At 73.1% G+C, this 19,220-nt stretch carries 17 protein-coding genes; 5 read left to right on the top strand and 12 right to left on the bottom strand.

What is annotated here, in order from left to right:
- Window positions 1-27: 27 nt before the first annotated feature.
- From ABZ454_RS09155 to ABZ454_RS09145, 3 genes are all read right to left on the bottom strand, one after another.
- Window positions 28-1,377, bottom strand: coding sequence for a carboxyl transferase domain-containing protein (locus ABZ454_RS09155; protein ID WP_359536788.1), 1,350 nt, complete (start codon window positions 1,375-1,377; stop codon window positions 28-30).
- Window positions 1,370-2,830 (bottom strand): acyl-CoA synthetase, encoded by a 1,461-nt coding sequence (locus tag ABZ454_RS09150; RefSeq protein WP_359536786.1) that lies wholly within the window; start codon window positions 2,828-2,830, stop codon window positions 1,370-1,372. Before ABZ454_RS09150 ends, ABZ454_RS09155 begins: the two co-directional genes overlap by 8 nt.
- A gap of 107 nt (window positions 2,831-2,937) precedes the next feature.
- Entirely contained in the window at window positions 2,938-4,149 is a 1,212-nt protein-coding gene (locus tag ABZ454_RS09145) for an MFS transporter (protein WP_359536784.1), read from the bottom strand.
- 133 nt (window positions 4,150-4,282) lie between these two features.
- Between ABZ454_RS09145 and ABZ454_RS09140 the strand changes: the two genes are divergently transcribed.
- Window positions 4,283-4,714, top strand: coding sequence for an Lrp/AsnC family transcriptional regulator (locus tag ABZ454_RS09140; protein WP_356319689.1), 432 nt, complete (start codon window positions 4,283-4,285; stop codon window positions 4,712-4,714).
- Here the strand turns inward: ABZ454_RS09140 and ABZ454_RS09135 are convergent.
- The 4 genes from ABZ454_RS09135 to ABZ454_RS09120 all read right to left on the bottom strand — a co-directional run bounded on the left by ABZ454_RS09135 (window position 4,692) and on the right by ABZ454_RS09120 (window position 8,713).
- A complete protein-coding gene (locus tag ABZ454_RS09135) occupies window positions 4,692-6,275 on the bottom strand; it encodes a GAF domain-containing protein (RefSeq protein ID WP_359536781.1) in 1,584 nt (527 codons plus the stop codon). The two genes, ABZ454_RS09140 and ABZ454_RS09135, sit on opposite strands and share 23 nt — an antisense overlap.
- An 18-nt stretch (window positions 6,276-6,293) precedes the next feature.
- On the bottom strand, window positions 6,294-7,331 hold the full coding sequence (locus ABZ454_RS09130; protein ID WP_359536780.1) for a rod shape-determining protein: 1,038 nt from the start codon (window positions 7,329-7,331) through the stop codon (window positions 6,294-6,296).
- Window positions 7,332-7,483: 152 nt separating this feature from the next.
- On the bottom strand, window positions 7,484-8,062 hold the full coding sequence (locus ABZ454_RS09125) for a hypothetical protein (RefSeq protein ID WP_359536778.1): 579 nt from the start codon (window positions 8,060-8,062) through the stop codon (window positions 7,484-7,486).
- Window positions 8,063-8,269: 207 nt separating this feature from the next.
- Window positions 8,270-8,713, bottom strand: coding sequence for a MarR family transcriptional regulator (locus ABZ454_RS09120; protein ID WP_356319685.1), 444 nt, complete (start codon window positions 8,711-8,713; stop codon window positions 8,270-8,272).
- Between the two features lie 130 nt (window positions 8,714-8,843).
- On the opposite strand from ABZ454_RS09120, the gene ABZ454_RS09115 reads away from it, so the two are divergent.
- The 3 genes from ABZ454_RS09115 to ABZ454_RS09105 all read left to right on the top strand — a co-directional run bounded on the left by ABZ454_RS09115 (window position 8,844) and on the right by ABZ454_RS09105 (window position 12,625).
- Window positions 8,844-9,863 (top strand): NADP-dependent oxidoreductase, encoded by a 1,020-nt coding sequence (locus ABZ454_RS09115; RefSeq protein WP_356319684.1) that lies wholly within the window; start codon window positions 8,844-8,846, stop codon window positions 9,861-9,863.
- Between the two features lie 369 nt (window positions 9,864-10,232).
- Window positions 10,233-11,750 carry an alpha-N-arabinofuranosidase gene (locus ABZ454_RS09110; protein ID WP_359536775.1) on the top strand — a complete coding sequence of 506 codons (1,518 nt, stop codon included), beginning with the start codon at window positions 10,233-10,235 and terminating at the stop codon, window positions 11,748-11,750.
- A gap of 53 nt (window positions 11,751-11,803) precedes the next feature.
- Window positions 11,804-12,625 (top strand): EI24 domain-containing protein, encoded by an 822-nt coding sequence (locus ABZ454_RS09105; protein ID WP_359536773.1) that lies wholly within the window; start codon window positions 11,804-11,806, stop codon window positions 12,623-12,625.
- A 15-nt stretch (window positions 12,626-12,640) separates the two neighbouring features.
- Here ABZ454_RS09105 and ABZ454_RS09100 read toward each other — a convergent pair whose 3' ends face one another.
- The 3 genes from ABZ454_RS09100 to ABZ454_RS09090 all read right to left on the bottom strand — a co-directional run bounded on the left by ABZ454_RS09100 (window position 12,641) and on the right by ABZ454_RS09090 (window position 16,699).
- Complete coding sequence (locus ABZ454_RS09100) at window positions 12,641-14,569, bottom strand: FAD-dependent oxidoreductase (RefSeq protein WP_359536771.1); 1,929 nt, start codon at window positions 14,567-14,569, stop codon at window positions 12,641-12,643.
- Between the two features lie 190 nt (window positions 14,570-14,759).
- Window positions 14,760-15,758, bottom strand: coding sequence for an aldose epimerase family protein (locus ABZ454_RS09095; RefSeq protein ID WP_359536769.1), 999 nt, complete (start codon window positions 15,756-15,758; stop codon window positions 14,760-14,762).
- 26 nt (window positions 15,759-15,784) lie between these two features.
- Window positions 15,785-16,699 carry an SGNH/GDSL hydrolase family protein gene (locus tag ABZ454_RS09090; protein WP_359536767.1) on the bottom strand — a complete coding sequence of 305 codons (915 nt, stop codon included), beginning with the start codon at window positions 16,697-16,699 and terminating at the stop codon, window positions 15,785-15,787.
- A 353-nt stretch (window positions 16,700-17,052) separates the two neighbouring features.
- Between ABZ454_RS09090 and ABZ454_RS09085 the strand changes: the two genes are divergently transcribed.
- Complete coding sequence (locus tag ABZ454_RS09085) at window positions 17,053-17,547, top strand: DUF3145 domain-containing protein (RefSeq protein WP_356319678.1); 495 nt, start codon at window positions 17,053-17,055, stop codon at window positions 17,545-17,547.
- Between the two features lie 79 nt (window positions 17,548-17,626).
- Here the strand turns inward: ABZ454_RS09085 and fabF are convergent, their stop codons facing one another.
- Together fabF and ABZ454_RS09075 are read right to left on the bottom strand one after the other, a co-directional pair.
- Window positions 17,627-18,889 carry a beta-ketoacyl-ACP synthase II gene (gene fabF, locus ABZ454_RS09080; protein ID WP_356319677.1) on the bottom strand — a complete coding sequence of 421 codons (1,263 nt, stop codon included), beginning with the start codon at window positions 18,887-18,889 and terminating at the stop codon, window positions 17,627-17,629.
- A gap of 76 nt (window positions 18,890-18,965) precedes the next feature.
- On the bottom strand, window positions 18,966-19,214 hold the full coding sequence (locus ABZ454_RS09075) for an acyl carrier protein (protein ID WP_014045780.1): 249 nt from the start codon (window positions 19,212-19,214) through the stop codon (window positions 18,966-18,968).
- Window positions 19,215-19,220 lie beyond the last annotated feature (6 nt).

Below are 19,220 nucleotides of genomic sequence, written 5' to 3'. Positions count from 1 at the left end.
CTCGCTCCTCCTGCGCGCCGAACGGTGTCAGCGCCCCGGCGGGTCCGCCCGGACGACGGAGCGGGCGACGCCGAGGTCCACCAGATCCTGCGGCCGCAGCCGAAGCTGGCCGGCCGTGGCCCGCACCTGGTCGGGGGAGCGCTTCAGGATCGCCGCGGCGAGCTCCGGGGCGATGACGGAGAAGTAGCTGTCCGCGGTGACATGCGTGTTGCCCGGCGCCGCCAGGGCCAGCGCCCCGCCCGATCCGCCCTCGCCGATCACCAGGGTCGTGACCGGCACCCGGGCCGCCGCGATCGCGGTGAAGGCGTCGGCGATGGCCGCGCCCGCGCCGGCCCGCTCCGCCTCCGCGTCGTTGGCCGCACCCGGGGTGTCGACCAGGGTGAGGACCGGCACCCCGAGCCGGTCGGCCAGCCTGATCACCCGGGCCGCGGTGCGGTAGCCGGCCGGGCGGGTCGCGGTGCCGCACTGCGCCACGTAGGCGACCGGCTCGCCCTCGCGCAGCCCGAATCCGCAGAGCAGCCCCGGGTCCGTGCCCCCGCACCGGTCCCCGCTCAACGGGAGCCGCAGGCTGAAGTAGGCGTCCAGATACGCCTCCGCGTGCGGCCGGGACGCGGACCTCGCCCGGAGCACGGCGTCCCAGCCGGTCCGGGGCAGCTCCGCCGAGGAGAGCGCGGCCGGCACCGGGGCGGGCCGGGGCGGGGCGTCGCGGTGGGCGAGCAGCCGGAGCCAGTGGCCCACCGCGGCCGGCAGCCCGGAGGGCGGGACGACCGCGTCGATCTGGCCGGCCGCCAGCTGGCCCTCGGCGGTGTAGGCGCCGGGATCCGCGTCCGCCGGCCGCACCCGGGAGCCCGCGAAACCGATCTGCGCCCTGGGCAGCGCCAGGATCACATCGGCGCCCGCGCCCAGGGTCGCCCAGCCGCCGCCGGTCGTCGGGTCGCGCAGGACCGCGAGCTGCGCCGGACCGGCCGCGCGCAGCCGGGCCGACGCACGGGCCACCCGGTGCAGTTGGGTGAGCGCGATCATGCCCTCCTGCATCCGGCTGCCGCCCGTCGCGATGAGCGAGACGAGGGGGAGCCGCCGGGTGATGGCCTGCTCGTACGCCGCCTCCAGCCGGTCGCCGGTGCGCTGCCCGAGTGAGCCGCCGAGGAAGCCGAACTCGAAGGAGATGAGCACGCAGGGCCGGCCGCCGACCGTGGCCGTGCCGTGGACGACGGATTCCTGCTCACCGGTGCGGGCGGTGGCCCGGGACCGGGAGTCCGCGTACCCCGTCCAGCCGAGCGGCCCGTCGGCCGCGGTGTCCCCGGCGGGTGCGGCGGACTCGGTGAAGTCGGCGGTGAGGGCGGCGATCGCCTCCCGGGCCGTCAGCCGGTCAGCCATGGAGGGACCGCTTCATGATCTTGCCCAGGTCGTTGCGCGGCAGCGCGTCCAGGTAGCGGACCGTGCGCGGGCGCTTGTGCGGGGAGAGCTGGGCCGCGACGTGGTCCGCCAGCGCGGCGGCCGTGGGCGGGGACGCGGGGTCGGCCGGCACCACCCACGCGACGACCCGCTCGCCCAGGTCCGGGTCCGGTTCACCGGTGACGGCGGCCTCGCGGACGCCCGGGTGGTCCAGGAGCGCGTTCTCGATCTCGCCGGCGCCGATCTTGTACCCGCCGCTCTTGATCAGGTCGGTGGCCTTGCGGCCCACGATCCGTACGTACCCGTCGGGGTCGAGCGTGGCCATGTCGCCGGTGCGGAACCAGCCGTCGGCGGTGAGCGCCGCGGCCGTGGCGTCGGGGCGGTTCAGGTATCCGGTGAACAGGTTCGGGCCGCGCACCTGGATCTCGCCGATGGACGCCGGGTCGGCGCACGGGGTGCCGTCCTCCTCCACCAGGCGCAGTTCCACGCCGCGCAGGGGCGCGCCGACCGTGCCGGGGCGCGGGGCGCCGTCGGCCCGCACGCCGGTGTTCATCAGGGTCTCCGTCATGCCGTAGCGCTCGATGACCCGGCGGCCGGTCGCGGCCGCGATCCGTTCGTGGTCGTGGACGGGCAGCGCGGCCGAACCGGAGACCAGCAGCCGGGCGCCCGCGAGGGCCTTCGCGAGGCCGCCCGGCGCCGACGGCCCGGCCAGCGCGTCCGCCAGCCGGTGGTACATCGTCGGGACACCGAACAGCATCGTGCCGCCGGAACCCAGCTCCCGGGCCACGCCCTCGGGGGAGAACCGGCCGAGGTGGCGCACCGAGCCGCCCCGGCGCAGCGGGCCGAGGACGCCGAGGATCAGCCCGTGCACGTGGAAGAGCGGGAGGGCGTGGACGAGGACGTCGTCCCCGGTCCACTGCCAGGCGTCCTCCAGCGCGTCCAGCGAGGCGGCGACGGCCCGGCGCGGCAGGACGGCTCCCTTGGGCGGACCGGTGGTGCCGGAGGTGTACACGACCAGGGCGGGGGACTCGGGGGACGGCTCGGGGAACCCGGCCCCGGCGGCCGTCGGGGCCCCGTCCGTGGTCACGTCGAGCCGTGCCAGGGCCGCCAGTGCGGGCGGCAGCACGTCGGCGGCCGAGGCGAGCACCCTCGTCGGCGCGCTGTCGGCGACGATGTGCGCCAGTTCCCGTTCGCCCGTCTTCGGGTTCAGCGGCACGGCGGGCACCCCCGCCCGCAGCGCGGCCACCACCGCGACCACGGTCGGCGCGGTGGGCGTGGCCCACACGGCGACCCGGCCCGCGCCGGCGATGCGGGCCGCGGTCGCGTCCGCCGCCGCGGCCAGCTGTGCGTAGGTCAGGGAGACGTCGTCGAACCGGACGGCTTCGCGGGCGGCCGCCGGGGCGGACGCGTCCTGGAGGGCAGGCAGAAGTGGCATCACCCTGCGAACCCTAAAACGATTCCGGGCCCGGCTCAGGCGTACCGGAACCTCGGGCGGTACCGGCCGGCCCGGGCGTACCGGAACCGTCACGCGCGCCCGCCGGCTCAGGCGTCCCGCTGGATGGTCCGCATCCGCCCGTACGCGTACACGCAGCCCGCCAGCGCCAGGTCGGACAGCAGCATGAAGCCGATGGAGTAGGAGCCCTTCGCGCTGTAGATCGCCCCCATCACCAGCGGTGGCACGAAGCCGCCGAGCCCGCCCATCGCGCCGACGATGCCGGTGACGCTGCCCACCTTCGCCTGCGGTGTCACCTGCGAGACCAGGGCGAAGACGCTGCCGCTCGCGGTGCCGAGGCCGGCCGCCATGCAGAGGAGGGCGACCGTGCCGCCGGGCGTCAGGTCCGGGTCGAAGGCCTGGACGATCGCCATCAGCGCGGCGAGGCCGAGGGCGGCGGCAGTGACGAGCGCCGGATGCATCCGGTCCGAGAGCCAGCCGCCGATCGGCCGGAAGACGACCGTGACCAGGGCGAACCCGGCGGCCTTCGTTCCGGCGTCGGTCGGCGAGAGCTCGTACCAGGTCTTCAGGTACGTCGGCAGGTAGACGCCGAACGCGACGATGCCGCCGAAGCCGATCGCGTACAGCGCGGACAGCTCCCAGGTGACCCGGAGCCGGCTCGCCGCGCCCAGCCGGTGGGCCAACGTGTCGGTCGGCACCTGGCGGCCAGGGCGGTCGTTGACCAGCACCGCCGCCAGCGCCGCGTACACCACGAGCGCACCGGCGACCACGAGGAACGGCAGGTTGTCGCCGTGCTTGGCCATCCGCGGGGTGAAGTAGCCGGACAGCGCGACGCCTCCCATGCCCATGCCGAACACACCGAGCGCGAGGCCGCGATCGGCGGGCGGGAACCAGGAGTTGACCAGGGGGATGCCGATCGCGAACGTCGTCCCGCCCAGCCCCAGCAGGAAGCCCACGGCCAGCATCGCCCCGTAGGAGTCCTTCGCCGGGATCAGCAGCAGCACCGGCACGACGGTGAGTGCGGAGATCAGGGGGAACATCAGCCGCGCACCGTACTTGTCGGTGAGCGCGCCCACCGGGATGCGGCCCAGCGAGCCGACGAGCACCGGCACGGCGACCAGCAGGGACTGCTGGAACGAACTCAGACCGAGCCGGTCCTTGTAGTCCGCGGACATGGGCGCGATCAGGTTCCAGGCCCAGAAGGTGAGCGCGAAGCCGACCGTGGCCATCGCGAGGTTGCGGTAGGCACCGGAAGGTTTCTCGGCGACCGGGGCTGGTGACTGCTTCACTGCGGTATCCACACGGCCAGTCAAGGGCGGAAGCGGGTCCTGAGCCCGTCGGGTTACTCCGAACGAGAGGCCCGCAACGCGGACCCGCACCGGGCGGCCGCCGTCTCCGCAGTCGCGATCCGCCCGAAGCTGGGACAATCGCGGCATGGACCGTCTGGACAGGGAAATCCTCGGCGCCCTCCAGGAGGACGCGCGGATCTCGTACCGCGATCTGGGCGCCCGGGTCGGGCTCAGTGCCAACGCGGCCGCCGACCGGGTGCGCCGGCTGCGCCGCGACGGCGTCATCCGCGGCTTCACCGTGATCATCGACCCGGCCGCCGACACCAGGACCGGACTCGTCGTCTTCATCGACGTGACGCTGCGGACGGACACCACGCACGAGGTGTTCGAACGGGCGGTGCTGACCCTGCCCGGCATCACCGAGGTGGTGCACGTGACGGGCGGCCACGACTACCTCGTACGGGCCACGGCGGCCGACACCGCGGCCCTGGACGGGCTGCTGCGCCGGCTCAAGCGTGAGGCCGGCGTCGCCCACTCCAGCACCAGGATCGCGCTCAGAGCGGCGCCTGCCAGATGACGGCCGGCGCGCGCGCACCGTCCGGCTCGCGCCCGTCGTCGGCGACCGAGAGGCGGACCGCCGCCCGGCCGTCGGGCAGCACGGCCGTCGCGTCCACCTCCACCTCGATCTCCGACACCCCGGTCCGCCGGTGCGCCGCCGCCAGCGCGCCCCGCAGCGCGGCGAGCAGCCGCCCGTCCACCGGGTCCCGCACGAGGGCGTCCACCGCCCCGGCGAAGTGCACCGAGGGCTGGAACCCGAGCACCGCGGCCGCGCCGCTGGTCTCCCGCAGCACCCGGCCGCGGAAGGTGGCCGGCGCCTCGGCGGGCGGCTGCTGAAGGGCGAAGATGGCCGTCCGCACCTCCTGGATCGTGGAGTCCAGCTCGTCGACGGCCCTGCCGAGCAGCTCGTCCGTCTCCCCGCCGCCGGCCCGGCGGCGGGTCGACTCCAGCATCATCTCGGTGGCGAACAGCCGCTGGACGACGAGATCGTGCAGATCGCGGGCGATCCGGTCCCGGTCCTCGTACACCGCGAGCTGCTCGCGGTCGTGCTGGGAGTCCGCCAGGACCAGGGCGAGCGCGGCCTGCGAGGCGAACTGGGAGGCCAGCAGCCGGTCCACGTCGGTGTACGGCCGGGCGCCGCGCCGCCGGGGCAGGGCGAGGGTGCCGATCAGCCGCCCGCCGCTCTGCAGGGGCAGCATCATGCTGGGGCCGAAGCGGGAGCGCACCGGGGTGGTCATGCGCGGATCGGTCGCCGAGTCGTCGAGGAAGACCGCCTCGCCGCCCAGCAGCTGGACCAGGACGGGAGAGCCCGGGGCGATGGCCGTGCCCACCAGGCCGGCCGGGTCCTCCAGGGTGGACGCGACGACGATCTCCATGCCGCCCTCCTCGTCGGGCTGGAGAATCACCCCGGCCGACGCGTCGCTGAGGATCCTGGCCCGTTCGGCCACGGTCATCAGGGCGTCGGAGGCGCTCCCGCCGGTCAGCAGCGAGCGGGTGACCGCTGCCGCGCCCTCGATCCAGCGCTCCCGCTGCCGTGCGCCCTCGTACAGCCGGGCGTTGCCGATCGCGATGCCGGCCTGCGCGGCGAGGACCCGGAGCAGCGTCATGTCGGTGTCGCTGAAGTGCCCGGTGCTCTTCTCGGCGAGGTAGATGTTCCCGAAGACCTTGCGGTGCACCCGGATCGGGGCGCCGAGGAAGGAGCGCATCGCGGGGTGGCCGGGCGGCACACCGCGGGAGCGCGGGTCGCCGGGGAGGTCGTCGCAGCGCAGCGGCTCCGCCCGCTCGACGAGCGCGCCGAGCAGGCCCGTGTGGCCGTCGGGGAAGGGGCCGACGGCCGCCTGCTCGCTCTCGCTCATCCCGGTGACGAACAGCTCGCTGATCGTGCCGCGCCCGGGGTCCAGGACCCCGAGCGCGCCGTAGCGGGCCCCGGTGAGCGCGGTGGCGGTGTCGATGACCTGTTGCAGGGTGGCCCGGAGTTCGAGGTCGGTGCCGACGCCCAGCACCGCCTCCAGCAGCATCCGCAGCCGCGGTGACCGGGGGATCCCGCCGCTGGACGCCTCCTCGTGCGGTTCGTCGGTCATCCGCCGTGCCCGCGGGACTCAGGCGGCGAGCGGGTCGAGGACCATGGGGCTGATCCGGCCGTCCAGCATGGCGCCGAGCCCGAGGACGGAGCAGACGTCCGGCCGCTCGGCGATGTGCACCGGCATGCCCGTCGCCTCGCGCAGCATCTGGTCCAGGCCGGGCAGCAGCGCGCTGCCGCCGACCATCATGATCCCGCAGTCGGCGAGGTCGGCGACGAGATCGGGCGGGCAGTCCCGCAGGACCTTGCCCAGGCCGTCGAGGACCGCGGTGAGCGGGCTGTGCAGGGCCTTGCGCACGGAGGCGGTGTCGACCTGTACGGAGCGGGCCAGACCGGTCGCCACGTCCCGGCCGTGGATCTCGGTCACGGAGGTCCCGGGCGCGGCCAGCCCGTCGTCGCTGAGCGCCAGCTGGAGGGGGCGCACGGAGTGGCTGGGCAGCATCAGTTCGTGGTACTGGCGCAGGTGCTGGATCACCGCGTGGTCGATGGCGTCGCCGCCGACCGGGATGCGCACCGCGGTCACGATCGAGCCGAGCGAGAGCACCGCGATCTGGGTGGTCGCGGCCCCGCACACCATGATCATGGTGGCGGTCGGCTGCTCGACCGGCAGCCCGCAGCCGACGGCCGCCGCGATCAGGGTGTCGACGAGCTCGACCCGGCGCGCGCCGAGGCCGACCAGGGTCTCCACGGCGGCGCGCCGGGCGAGCGGATCGCTGTCGTGCGGGGTGCAGGCGGCGGCGCGCAGCCAGGGCTTGCGGCGCAGCTGGCGGCGGAGCTTCTCGCCGAGCAGGTGGCGCAGCATGCGCTGGGCCATCTCGATGTCGACGACGGTTCCGCCGGAGACCGGGCGGGCCACCCGGATGTAGTCGGGGGTGCGGCCCGTCATCTGTTCGGCGAGTGTGCCGACGGCGATGAGCGAGCCGGTACGGGTGTTCACGGCGGCGACGCTCGGCTCGTCGACGACGAGCCCGGGCCCTTTGACGTACACCCGGGTCCGGGCGGCCCCGAGGTCGACGGCGAGATGGCAACGGCGCAACTGCTCAAGGCTGACGGTCACGGCAGGTTCTCTCCCGAGAGCGCTGATGGGGGGACCGACGGGCAGCCGGTTCTCTTCGCATCGTGCGCCGTTCGAGGGCATCGTGCGCGTTGGGGTACGCCGGAGGGGGGACGGAGCTGACGGCTCGTCGGCCGCGTGGGGAGGGCCCGCGCTCAGTCGCCCGGCGAGGCGGGGAGCAGCCGCTGGAAGAGCCCCCAGGTGAACTCGGCGACGTACGGGAGGCCGGTGGCCCCGTCGGTGATCGCGAGGGCCCAGCGGGTCGGCGCGCTGCCCTCCATCGGGCGGGCCGGTGCGAAGGCCCGGGCCACCTCGTCCACGGTGCACGACCAGGGGCGGAGGTCCCCGGCCGGGCCGAGCACCGGAGCGTCCGCGCCCGGGGCCCGGACCAGCCACTCGTTCCAGACCGCCCCGCCCGGCGCCACCATCACCTCGAACCGCAGGCCGGGCCAGAGCGGCACCGGCCAGAACAGGGCGTCGCACTCCAGGTCGCCGATCGTGCGGCGCACGGACGACTCGGGCTCGCCGAGCACCTCGCGGTAGCGGCGCAGCGCCCCGCGCCCCCGCGGTGCCCGGGCCCTCGCCTGCCAGCGGCGGTTGGCCTCCCGCATCTCGGCGAGCGTGGCGCCCAGTTCGTGCCGGGCGTCCTCGACGAGGCCGGGCTGGTGGTCGGCCATCCGGCGCAGCAGGACGAGCTGGAACTCGCGGGGCCCGAAGGGAGCGGCAGCGGTCATGGAGTCAACGGTTCCACACCGGCGCCGGTGACCGCGTGCCCGGCTCCCCGGCACTGCCGTGGGCGGGACCCGCTGGCTCCTGCGGTCGTGCCGCCGGCCCGAGCGTGCGACCAGGAGAAGCCTGTTCACCGCGCGACGTCGCCATCAGGATGTCGGCGGGCTTGACGTCCCGGTGCGCGACCCCCTCGTCGCGCACGGTCGACAGCCTCAGGCCTCGGCGGGCGGTTCCCCGCCGAGCATCCGGCGCAGCAGGTCCCGCAGCACCGCGCGCTCCGTGTCGGAGAGGCCGGCCAGCGGCTCGCGGGCGAAGTCGAGGGAGTCGCGGAGCTCGCGGGCCGTCCGGGCGCCCTTCTCCGTGGGGGCGGCCAGCTTCACCCGCCGGTCACCCGGGTCGGGCCGCCGCTCCACGAGGCCGCGCGCCTCAAGACGGTCGACTATCCCGGTCACGTTCGACGGCTCGCACTTGAGCTTCTGGGCGATCCGGCGCATCGGCAGGGGATCCAGGGAGAGCAGTCCGAGGACCCGGGCCTGGGCGCCGGTGAGGCTGTGGGCGGCCGCTGCCTGCTCGTACTCCTCGTGGTACCGAGCCACGACCGCGCCGATCAGCTCGACGACTTCGAGGGTCAGCGGGTCCGTACGAGTGGTGGCCATGACACCCAGGATAGCCGGTTACTTGACAAGGTGAAATATCCAGGCGCATGGTTGTTTCACATGATGAAGCTTTTCTGCTCCGGCCGAACGGCTTCCCGCACTCCCTAGACATCGAGGAGACACCGAGCCCATGTCTGCAGCTCTTCCCACGTCCAGCCGCGAATGGCACCTCGTAGCCCGTCCGCACGGCTGGCCGAAGGCCGAGGACTTCGCACTGCGTGAGGCTCCGGTCAGCGCTCCCGCCGAGGGCCGGATCCTCGTCCGCAACCTGCACTTCTCGGTCGACCCGTACATGCGCGGCCGGATGAACGACGTGAAGTCGTACACCCCGCCGTTCAAGCTGGACCACCCCATGGAGGGCGGCGCGGTCGGCGAGGTCGTGGCGTCCGGCGCCGAGGGCTTCGCGGTCGGCGACCACGTCCTGCACGGTCTCGGCTGGCGCGAGTACGCCGACGTCCCCGCCAAGCACGCGGTGAAGGTCGACGCCTCCCTGGCCCCGCTCTCCGCCTACCTCGGCGTGCTGGGCATGACCGGACTCACCGCCTACGCGGGCCTGTTCGACGTGGCCTCCTTCAAGGAGGGTGACGCGGTCTTCGTCTCCGGAGCCGCCGGAGCCGTCGGCAGCCAGGTCGGCCAGATGGCGAAGATCAAGGGCGCCTCGCGCGTCATCGGCTCCGCCGGTTCCGACGAGAAGGTCAAGCTGCTCGTCGAGGAGTACGGCTTCGACGCCGCCTTCAACTACAAGAACGGCCCCGTCGCGCAGCAGCTGCGCGAGGCCGCCCCCGACGGCATCGACGTCTACTTCGACAACGTCGGCGGCGAGCACCTCGAAGCCGCGATCTCCTCGTTCAACGTGCACGGCCGGGCGACGATCTGCGGCATGATCGCCCAGTACAACGCCACCGAGCCGACCCCCGCCCCGCGCAACCTCGCGCTCGTCATCGGCAAGCGGCTGCGCCTGCAGGGCATGCTCGTGGGCGACCATGCCGACCTCCAGGAGCAGTTCGTCCAGGAGGTCGCCGGCTGGCTGGGCTCCGGCGAGCTCAAGTACCGCGAGACCGTCGTCGAGGGCATCGAGAACGGCTTCGAGGCCTTCCTCGGACTGCTCCGCGGCGAGAACACCGGGAAGATGATCGTCTCCCTCGGCTGACCGCCCGCACCGCCGTACCCGACCGAGGGCCGCACCCGCCAGGGGTGCGGCCCTCGGTCTTTCGGCGCCAGGCGTCCGTCCTCGTGTCCGGCATACCGGACACGGGGACGGAATTCTTGCGTGACCCGTTGACGCGGAAGCGCTTCGACTCTACGGTCCGTTCGCGGTGGCGGGCAGCATTCGATATGTCGAACGGTGGGGCGGGTATGGGAGCGGGCACGGGACGACCTGGCCCGCGTCGCAGGCGCCTGATCGCGACGCGGGACGCCTTCCCCCGCCCCGGCCGGCCCCCGCACCGAGGTGCGGCACCCGACCCCTGGCCGGGCAGCGGCCCCTGCCGGCATCCGTACCGACACCCCTGAGGACGTCATGACCCGCACCGCCCGCTTCACCCTCGACCCCGCGTTCACGGTCGGCGAGGTCGACCCCCGCCTCTTCGGCTCGTTCGTGGAACACCTCGGCCGCTGCGTCTACGGAGGCATATACGAGCCCGGCCACCCCTCGGCCGACGAAGCCGGACTGCGCACCGACGTTCTGGAACTGGTCCGCGAACTCGGCGTCACCGCCATCCGCTACCCCGGCGGCAACTTCGTCTCCGGCTACCGCTGGGAGGACGGTGTCGGCCCCGCCGACGAGCGGCCGCGCCGCCTCGACCTCGCCTGGCGCTCCACCGAGACGAACCGCTTCGGCCTCTCCGAGTACATCGCCTTCTGCAGGAAGATCGGCCCGCAGGCCGAGCCGATGATGGCCGTGAACCTCGGCACCCGGGGCGTCCAGGAAGCCGTCGAACTCCAGGAGTACGCCAACCACCCGGCCGGCACCGCACTTTCCGAGCGCCGCATCGCCCACGGCGACAAGGACCCCTTCGGCATCAGGCTCTGGTGCCTGGGCAACGAGATGGACGGTCCCTGGCAGACCGGCCACAAGACCGCCGAGGAGTACGGCCGGATCGCCGCCGAGACGGCCCGCGCGATGCGGCAGATCGACCCGTCCGTCGAACTCGTCGCCTGCGGCTCCTCCAGCCGGTCCATGCCCACGTTCGCCGCCTGGGAGGCGACGGTCCTCGCCGCGGCCTACGACCTCGTCGACTACGTCTCGCTGCACGCCTACTACGAGGAACTGGACGGCGACCGCGACTCGTTCCTCGCGTCCGCCGTGGACATGGAGTCCTTCATCGAGGACGTCGTCGCCACCTGCGACCACGTCGGGGCGCGGCTGAAGTCCACGAAGAAGATCAACCTCTCCTTCGACGAGTGGAACGTCTGGTACATGACCCGCAGCCTGCGGGAGGCCGAGGCGAACCCCCTCGACTGGCCCGAGGCGCCCCGTCTGCTGGAGGACACCTACTCGGTCACCGACGCCGTCGTGGTCGGCACCCTGCTCATCGCCCTGCTGCGCCACGCCGACCGGGTGACCGTGGCCTGCCTGGCCCAGCTGGTCAACGTGATCGCCCCGATCATGACCGAGCCCGGCGGCCCGGCCTGGCGGCAGACGACGTCCTTCCCGTTCGCGCAGGCCTCCCGGCACGGGCGGGGCCAGGTCCTGGACGTGCGGGTGGACTCGCCCACGTACGGGACGGCCCGGTACGGCGAGACGGATCTGCTGCACGCCACCGCCGTGCGCGACCCGGAGAGCGGCGCGGTCACCGTCTTCGCGGTCAACCGCGGTCAGGACGCGGCCCTCCCGCTCGAAGTCGCCCTGCACGGCCTCGGCCTGACGGGGATCGCCGAGCACCAGGTCCTTGCCGACGCGGACCCGGACGCCCGCAACACCCTCGCCGAGCCGGGGCGGGTCGCCCCGCACCCGGCCGAGGGCACGGCGCTCGACGGGGGAGTCCTGCGGGCCACGCTTGAGCCCATGTCCTGGAACATGATCCGCCTCGTCTGACGGCGGCCCCTCCCGCGAGGAGGGCCTGCCCCCCGCCCCGTTACCCTGACGCCATGCGTGATCTCGGGGCGGGCTTCGGCTATCTGATCAAGGGGCAGCGCTGGGTCGCCCGGCACGGCAGGTGGTTCGGCATCGGGCTGCTGCCCGGCCTGATCACCCTGGTCCTGTACGCGGGCGCCCTCGTCGGCCTCGGCTACGGGGCCGACGACCTGGCGGACTGGGCGACGCCCTTCGCCGACGACTGGTCCTCGCCCTGGCTCGGTCTGCTCCGCACCACCCTGACCGTGCTGGTCTTCGCCTTCGGCCTCTTCCTGGCCGTCATCACCTTCACCGCCGTGACCCTGCTCGTCGGGCAGCCGTTCTACGAGTCGCTCTCCGAGGAGGTGGACCGGGCCGAGGGCGGCGAGGTCCACGGGTCGGGGCTGCCGCTCTGGCGGGAGCTGTGGATCTCCGCCCGCGACAGCGTGCGCGTCCTGGTGCGCGTCGCGCTGTACGCCGTCCTGCTCTTCGCCCTCGGATTCGTCCCGGTCGCCGGCCAGACCGTCGTCCCGCTCCTCGGCTTCTGCGTCACGGGCTACTTCCTCGCCGAGGAACTGACCGCCGTCGCGCTCCAGCGCCGCGGGCTGGTGCTGAAGGACCGGCTCGTCCTGCTGCGCGGCCGCCGCCTGCTGGTCCTCGGCTTCGGCGTGCCGCTGGGGCTCGCCTTCCTGGTCCCCCTCGTCGCCGTCTTCCTGATGCCGGGGGCCGTCGCCGGGGCCACGCTGATGGCGCGCGACCTGATGGGGGAGGGCAGCGGCGTCGGTGACGATCCGGACGCCGGCGACGAGGAGGCCGAGGGAACGGTTGCCTCCCCGCCGCCGTACCGCGTGGACTGAGCTCACCGGCAGGGGTCAGCCGGTGTGCACCTCCAGCGCCGCGCGGACCGCGGACTCCAACGCCCCTTCGATCCAGGCGGGCTTGACGGACGTGTGGCAGCCCGCGAAGTGCAACGGCCCTTCGGGCGCGCGCACATGGGCGAGCAGCTCGGTGTGCTGGCCGGGCAGCAGCACGGACGCCTCGCCGTACGCGTACGGGTCGCGCATCCACGACTGGGTGGCGCCCGCCCCGGTGTAGAACACCTCGACGCGCTGCCCGTAGACGTCCTGGACCCCGGCCAAGGCGTGCGGGTAGCGCTCGTCGTCGTCCAGGGAGTCCCACTTCAGGGCGTCGTCGGCCCAGCTGTACGAGGCGAGGAGGACCCCGCCCCTGCTGCCGTCCACCGGGTGGGAGGGCTGGTACATGAAGCGGTTGGCGTTGTCGGTGACCGATCCGCCGCCGACGACATGGGCCGCCTCGGGCTGGTTGCGCGCGGTCGCGCGGTGCGCCGCGTAGTGGGTGCGCTGTCCGGGCGGAAGGTGGCCGGACGGTACGGAGGGGTGTGCGCCCAGCAGGGAGCCGTCCGCCGGCGCCTTGCCGAGCCGGTACGCGTCGTACAGCCCGGGGCGGACCGCCTCCAGCTCCCTTTTCCAGTCCTTCTCCTCGAACTCCCACCAGCGGCGGCTGAATTCGAGCAGCACCTTGGTGGCCGCGTCGTAGTGGACCTCGGTGATCGCGCGCCGCTTGCCGTACGAGAGCGCGGGTGTGACGGGCACGTGGCGCAGACCGGAGAACGGCACGGTGATGATCGCCCGGTCGCCGGTGAAGGTCTCCCGCACCACCTTTCCGTCACGGCCCTCGGACACCGTCTCGACGCGTACGCCGTCGTCCCCGTGACTGATCCGGGTCGCCCGGCGGTCCAGCCGCACCAGGTCCTTGACCCGTGCGTACATCGCGTCGGCCAGTGTCCCCGTGCCGCCGGGCAGCTCGTAGAACGCGGTGTCCGGGCTGATCAGGGAGGCCCCGATGAAGCTGTGCACGAAGGCGAGGTGGAGCCGCGAGGTGAGGTTCTCGACGGTGCCGATGAGGTCGATGGTGCGCTCGTCGAGCTTGGCGGCCTCGGTCAGGAAGCGGAACATCGACCAGTGGCCGTACCGCTGGATGACCCGGGCCCAGCCCTGGACGAGCTCCGCCCCCTCCTTGCCCTCGAACTCCGCGCGCACGGGCGCGAAGGCCTCCCGCACGATGGCCGAGGCGGGCTTGTCCTCGAAGGCCGCGGGGACCCCGAAGGAGCGGTTGACCGCACGCGGCTTCTTCGCGTAGTCCGCCTTGCGCATCCGGATGCCGTTGACGTGGATCCAGGTGTGGCCGGCGGGCTGTCCCGTGCCGTCGACGTCGACGAGGTGGAAGCGGCGGCGCTTCAGCCCGAAGTCGTCCATCAGCCCGGTGACCAGCGGGTGGCTGTCCGGGATGCGCATCGCCCCGGCCTCGGCGTACTGCTTCGGGTCCGCGAAGGGCGACTTCGCGTGCTCGTGACCGCCCGAGCGGAAGGTCTTGATCCGGCCGCCGACCCGGTTGCCGTTGGCCTCGATCACGGTGACGGTGTGCCCGGCCTCGCGGAGCAGATGGGCGGCGGTGAGCCCGGCCGGGCCGGCCCCGACGATCAGCACCTTCCGGCGGCCCTTGGCGCTGCGCGGCAGGCCCTTGGAGAGCAGGACGTCGCGGTAGTGCGGCACCAGCGACTCGTCCTGCTCGTCGCGTACGAGGATGGCGCGGGCGACGCCCAGGCAGGCGGCCCAGTCGGAGCCGGGGGCCGCGGCGGGGGCGGTGAGGGGCCCGCGGGCAGCCGCCTCCGCCGGGGTCACGGAGGTGGTCGCGAGGGCGGCGGCGCCTGCGGCGGCGCCCGCGATCATGGTGCGCCTGGAGGGCAGGCCGGACGTCGGTCCGGCGGGCTTGGAAGTCATGCGGCCACCCTGGGGGGCGTGGAACGGGGCGCATTGCGCGAACGCGCGTAGACCCCCCCGGAATCACTCTCAGGTGCCGCTTAGCGATCTTGTAGTATCGGCGTTCCCGCAGGTCAGATCGCCCGTAAGGGGCATGTGCACCCGAAGCGGTCACCGCCCCGCTCCGGGCCTTCCCCGGCCCGTCGGCGCCTCAGCGCACCGAGAACCCGTACACGGTCGTCGACGCGTACGTCTCGCCCGGCCGCAGCACCGTGCTCGGGAACTCCGGCCGGTTCGGCGAGTCCGGGAAGTGCTGCGTCTCCAGCGCGATGCCGGCACACGGCCCGAACGGCTGCCCGTCGAAGTGGTCCGCCGTGTACAGCTGCATGCCGGGCTCCGTCGTCGTGACGGTCAGCACCCGCCCCGACACCTCGTCGTACAACTCGGCGACCGGGCCGGCCACACCCTCGTCCAGCACGAAGTTGTGGTCGAACTCCTTGGAGACCGGCCGCGGCTCCCGGAAGTCGAACCGGGTCCCGTCCACCGGCAGGAACTCGCCCGTCGGCAGCGACTGGCCGTCCGCCGGGGTGATCCGCCCCGCCGCGATCCGCAGCCGCTGGCCCAGCGCGCTGCCCGAACCGGCGCCCGCCAGGTTCCAGTACGTGTGATTGGTCAGGTTGAGCACGGTCGGCGCGTCCGTCGTCGCCCGGTACGCGATCCGCAGCGCCCCGTCCTCGTCCAGCGTGTAGGCCACCGAGACCTCCAGCCGCCCCGGGAAGCCCTCCTCGCCGTCCGCCGCGACCAGGGACAGCTCCACCCCGTCCGCGAGCTCGCGGGCGTCCCACACGCGCTTGTCGAAGCCGATGGCCCCGCCGTGCACATGATTGCGGCCCTCGTTGCGCGTGACCTGGTACGTCTGCCCGTCGAGGACGAACGACGCCCCGCCGATCCGGTTCGCGTACCGCCCGACCAACGCACCGAAGTAGGGCCCGGTGTACCGCTGGTACGAGGCGAGGTCCGGCAGCCCGAGCGCCACCCCGGCCCGCGCCCCGTCCCGGTCCGGCACCTCGACGCTCTGCACGACGGCGCCGTACGTCAGCACACGCACCCGCGTGCCGCCGCGCTCCAGCGTCCAGCGGTGCACGGTGGTGCCGTCCGCGAGGGTGCCGAAGTCTTCCGTACGCGTCACCGTGTTCGAACCCGTGTCCATGATCGCGAACTTTAGCCCAACCGGCCCTACGCGGGAGGCCGCGCCGCCGTGACGTTGCGGTAGGCGATCTCGGCGAGCCGGGCCTGCCCGTCGCGCCCCGGATGGAACCAGTCCCAGTGGCTGAGCTGCTTGCCGGTGAACCGGTAGTCGAACACCGCCCCGCCGTCGTAACGGCAGCGCGGATCCTTCGCGCACACCTCGCTCAGCGCCCCGTTGTACGCGACGACGCGGTCCTGCACCGCCGCGCGCCGCGCCACCGCCGAGGCGCCCATGTCGTCCGCGTCACCCAGCATCGACTTGCAGATGCCCAGCTTCCAGATCTGCTTGCCGAGCTGATTGCTCCGGCCCGTCGACCAGAGCCGCTTGAGGTCCGGCACGCTCGACACGTACACCTGCGCCTTCGGCGCCGTGCTGCGCAGCTGACGCATCGACGCCTCGAACGACGCGCGGAAGTCGGCCACCGGCGTCATGACCCGCACCGAGTCCCGGCAGGCGTCGTTGGCGCCGATCATCACCGTCACCAGATCCGGGTGCTCCTTCGCGGCCAGCGCCATCTGCTCCGGCAACTGGGCGATCCTGGCCCCCGTCTCGGCGTGGTTCCAGCTGTGGACGGCCGCGCCCGAGGCGCCGAGGAGGCGCACCGCCAGGCTGCGCACCGTGCTGTCCGTGCCCGTCGACCAGGAGACCTCGGGACAGTCGGCCAGCACCGAACAGGCGTCGAAGCCGCGGGTGATGGAGTCCCCGACCGCGGCGACCGACTCGGGGCTGCGGTCCCAGACCGGGGCGGCCGCCGGCCGCCTGCCCCCCTCCGCCGCCGCGCCCTTCGTCGTCCCCTCGGGCCCGGAGTCACACCCCGTCAGAACAGTCGTGCCGAGGAACGTCACAGCGGCCAGTGCGGCCAGAGTGGTGCGCGAGCGGCGCCCCGCGGAGCGATCCGGCATGTCCTCGTCCCTCCTGTCCCATGCCCCCGGCACACCCGTGCGGCACCGGTCGGCGGGCCCCCGCGCCCTGGCGGGTGAATGCAGAGCGAATCGTGGGCCCAGGACCGACGGTACGTCACACCTCGGACGCCGACGCACGGTAGCTTTTTCCCGTCGAACCAGTGGCTCCTTCGGCCGCCCGGCTCCACTCGGGTGGCTCTCGTACCTCACCTCACGTCACATACCCGCTGTTCTCCGGACATTACCTCCCGATACTGTTTACTGACGACAGCCTCGGGCATCCGGCCGGTAAGAGGCGGTACAGGCGCGAGGCCGCTGGGGAAGGCGCACCTCGTCCCACACTGGAGGTCCCGGTGACGACACGTGGAGTCCTGTACGTCCACTCAGCCCCGCGCGCGCTCTGCCCACACGTCGAATGGGCGGTGGCGGGCGTGCTCGGCGTACGGGTCCAGCTCGACTGGATCAGACAGCCGGCCGCACCCGGCACCTGGCGGTCCGAATTCTCCTGGCAGGCCCGCCCGGGCACGGCGTCGAAGCTGGCCTCCGCGCTGCGCGGCTGGGATCTGCTGCGCTTCGAGGTGACGGCGGAACCGTCGCCGACCGCGGAGGGCGAGCGCTACAGCTCCACGCCCGGACTCGGCATCTTCCACGCCGTCACGGGCATGCACGGCGACATCCTCGTCCCCGAGGACCGGCTGCGGGCCGCGCTGGCCCGGTCGCTGGCCGGGGAGACGGACCTGGAGGTGGAGGTCGCCAAGCTCCTGGGCAAGCCCTGGGACGACGAACTGGAGTCCTTCCGCCACGCGGGCGAAGGCGCGCCCGTGCGGTGGCTGCACCAGGTGGTGTGACCCGTCGGCGGGGCCCGGGAACAGCACGGAAGCCCGCCTCCCCACGGGGGAAGCGGGCTTCACACGTACAGCGGCGGGATCACACGCTGCGGAACGCCAGCACCACGTTGTGGCCGCCGAAGCCGAACGAGTTGTTGATGGCCGCGATCGGCCCCTCGGGCAGCGGTCGCGGCTCGTCGCGCACGATGTCCGCCTCGACCGACTCGTCGAGGTGGTCGACGTTGATGGTCGGCGGAGCCATCCGGTGGTGCAGGGCCAGCACCGTCGCCACGGTCTCGATCCCGCCCGCGCCACCGAGCAGGTGACCCGTCATCGACTTCGTCGCGGAGATCGCGACGTGGTCCAGGTCGTCGCCCAGGACCTTGCGCAGCGCCTTCAGCTCGGCGATGTCACCCTGCGGGGTGGACGTCGCGTGGGCGTTGAGGTGCACGACCTCGGACGGCTTGAGGTCCGTCTGGTCCAGCAGGTTCTGCATCGCCGCGGCGATGCCGCGCCCGGTCGGCTCGGGCTGGGCGATGTGGTGGGCGTCGGCGGACAGCCCCTGGCCCAGCACCTCGCAGTAGACCCGGGCGCCACGCGCGGCGGCGTGCTCCGCGGACTCCAGGACGACGACCCCGGCGCCCTCGCCGAGGACGAAGCCGTCGCGGGCCGTGTCGTACGGACGCGAGGCCTTCTCGGGCTCGTCGTTGCTCTTGGACATCGCCATCATGTTGGCGAACGCGGCGATCGGCAGCGGGTGGATCGCCGCCTCGGTGCCACCGGCGAGGACCACGTCGGCACGGCCGGTGCGGATCATCTCGACGGCGTACCCGATGGCCTCGGCGCCCGACGCACAGGCGGAGACCGGGGTGTGGACGCCCGCCTGGGCGTTCACCTCGATCCCGACGTTGGCGGCCGGACCGTTGGGCATGAGCATGGGCACGGTGTGCGGGGAGACGCGGCGTACGCCCTTCTCCTTCAGCACGTCGTACTGGTCGAGCAGGGTGATCACGCCGCCGATGCCGGAGGCGATGACCGACCCCAGCCGCTCGGGGCGGATCTTCTCGTCCTCACCGGCCGGGCCGGTGAACCCCGCGTCCGCCCACGCCTCACGGGACGCGATCAGCGCGAACTGCGCCGAGCGGTCCAGCTTGCGGGCGAGCGGGCGGGGAAGGACGTCGCCGGGGTCGACGGCCGCGAGGGCCGCGATCCGGACGGGCAGCTCGGCGAAACGTTCGCCCTCAAGAGGCTTGACGCCGGAACGGCCGGCCATCAGACCTTCCCAGGTCGATGCGGAATCGCCACCCAGCGGAGTGGTTGCGCCGATACCGGTGACGACCACGGTGCGATTGGTCGAGTTCACTGGAAAATCTTCTCCACGTGTAGAGGGTCGTGAATCAGCGGCGCCACCGCCGGGTGGCGACACAGCCGGGCTGGGATCAGCCCTGGTGCTTGAGGATGTAGTCAGCGGCGTCGCCGACCGTCTTGAGGTTCTTGACGTCCTCGTCCGGGATCTTGACGTCGAAGCGCTCTTCGGCGGCGACGACGACCTCGACCATGGACAGCGAGTCGACGTCCAGGTCGTCGGTGAAGGACTTGTCCAGCTGGACGTCCTCGACCGGGATACCGGCGATCTCGTTGACGATCTCGGCGAGACCGGTGACGATCTCTTCCTGAGTGGCGGCCATGTTGGC

It is taken from the genome of Streptomyces sp. NPDC005803, from assembly GCF_040630435.1.
Taxonomy (GTDB): domain Bacteria; phylum Actinomycetota; class Actinomycetes; order Streptomycetales; family Streptomycetaceae; genus Streptomyces.
This window is presented reverse-complemented; position numbering and strand designations above follow the sequence as displayed.

Excerpts from the sequence above, each read along its gene's own strand:
- ABZ454_RS09155 (WP_359536788.1), bottom strand. The coding sequence starts at position 1,377 with ATGGCTGACCGGCTGACGGCCCGGGAGGCGATCGCCGCCCTCACCGCC.
- ABZ454_RS09150 (WP_359536786.1), bottom strand. The coding sequence starts at position 2,830 with ATGCCACTTCTGCCTGCCCTCCAGGACGCGTCCGCCCCGGCGGCCGCC.
- ABZ454_RS09140 (WP_356319689.1), top strand. The coding sequence starts at position 4,283 with ATGGACCGTCTGGACAGGGAAATCCTCGGCGCCCTCCAGGAGGACGCG.
- ABZ454_RS09135 (WP_359536781.1), bottom strand. The coding sequence starts at position 6,275 with ATGACCGACGAACCGCACGAGGAGGCGTCCAGCGGCGGGATCCCCCGG.
- ABZ454_RS09125 (WP_359536778.1), bottom strand. The coding sequence starts at position 8,062 with ATGACCGCTGCCGCTCCCTTCGGGCCCCGCGAGTTCCAGCTCGTCCTG.
- ABZ454_RS09120 (WP_356319685.1), bottom strand. The coding sequence starts at position 8,713 with ATGGCCACCACTCGTACGGACCCGCTGACCCTCGAAGTCGTCGAGCTG.
- ABZ454_RS09115 (WP_356319684.1), top strand. The coding sequence starts at position 8,844 with ATGTCTGCAGCTCTTCCCACGTCCAGCCGCGAATGGCACCTCGTAGCC.
- ABZ454_RS09110 (WP_359536775.1), top strand. The coding sequence starts at position 10,233 with ATGACCCGCACCGCCCGCTTCACCCTCGACCCCGCGTTCACGGTCGGC.
- ABZ454_RS09105 (WP_359536773.1), top strand. The coding sequence starts at position 11,804 with ATGCGTGATCTCGGGGCGGGCTTCGGCTATCTGATCAAGGGGCAGCGC.
- ABZ454_RS09100 (WP_359536771.1), bottom strand. The coding sequence starts at position 14,569 with ATGACTTCCAAGCCCGCCGGACCGACGTCCGGCCTGCCCTCCAGGCGC.
- ABZ454_RS09095 (WP_359536769.1), bottom strand. The coding sequence starts at position 15,758 with ATGGACACGGGTTCGAACACGGTGACGCGTACGGAAGACTTCGGCACC.
- ABZ454_RS09090 (WP_359536767.1), bottom strand. The coding sequence starts at position 16,699 with ATGCCGGATCGCTCCGCGGGGCGCCGCTCGCGCACCACTCTGGCCGCA.
- ABZ454_RS09075 (WP_014045780.1), bottom strand. The coding sequence starts at position 19,214 with ATGGCCGCCACTCAGGAAGAGATCGTCACCGGTCTCGCCGAGATCGTC.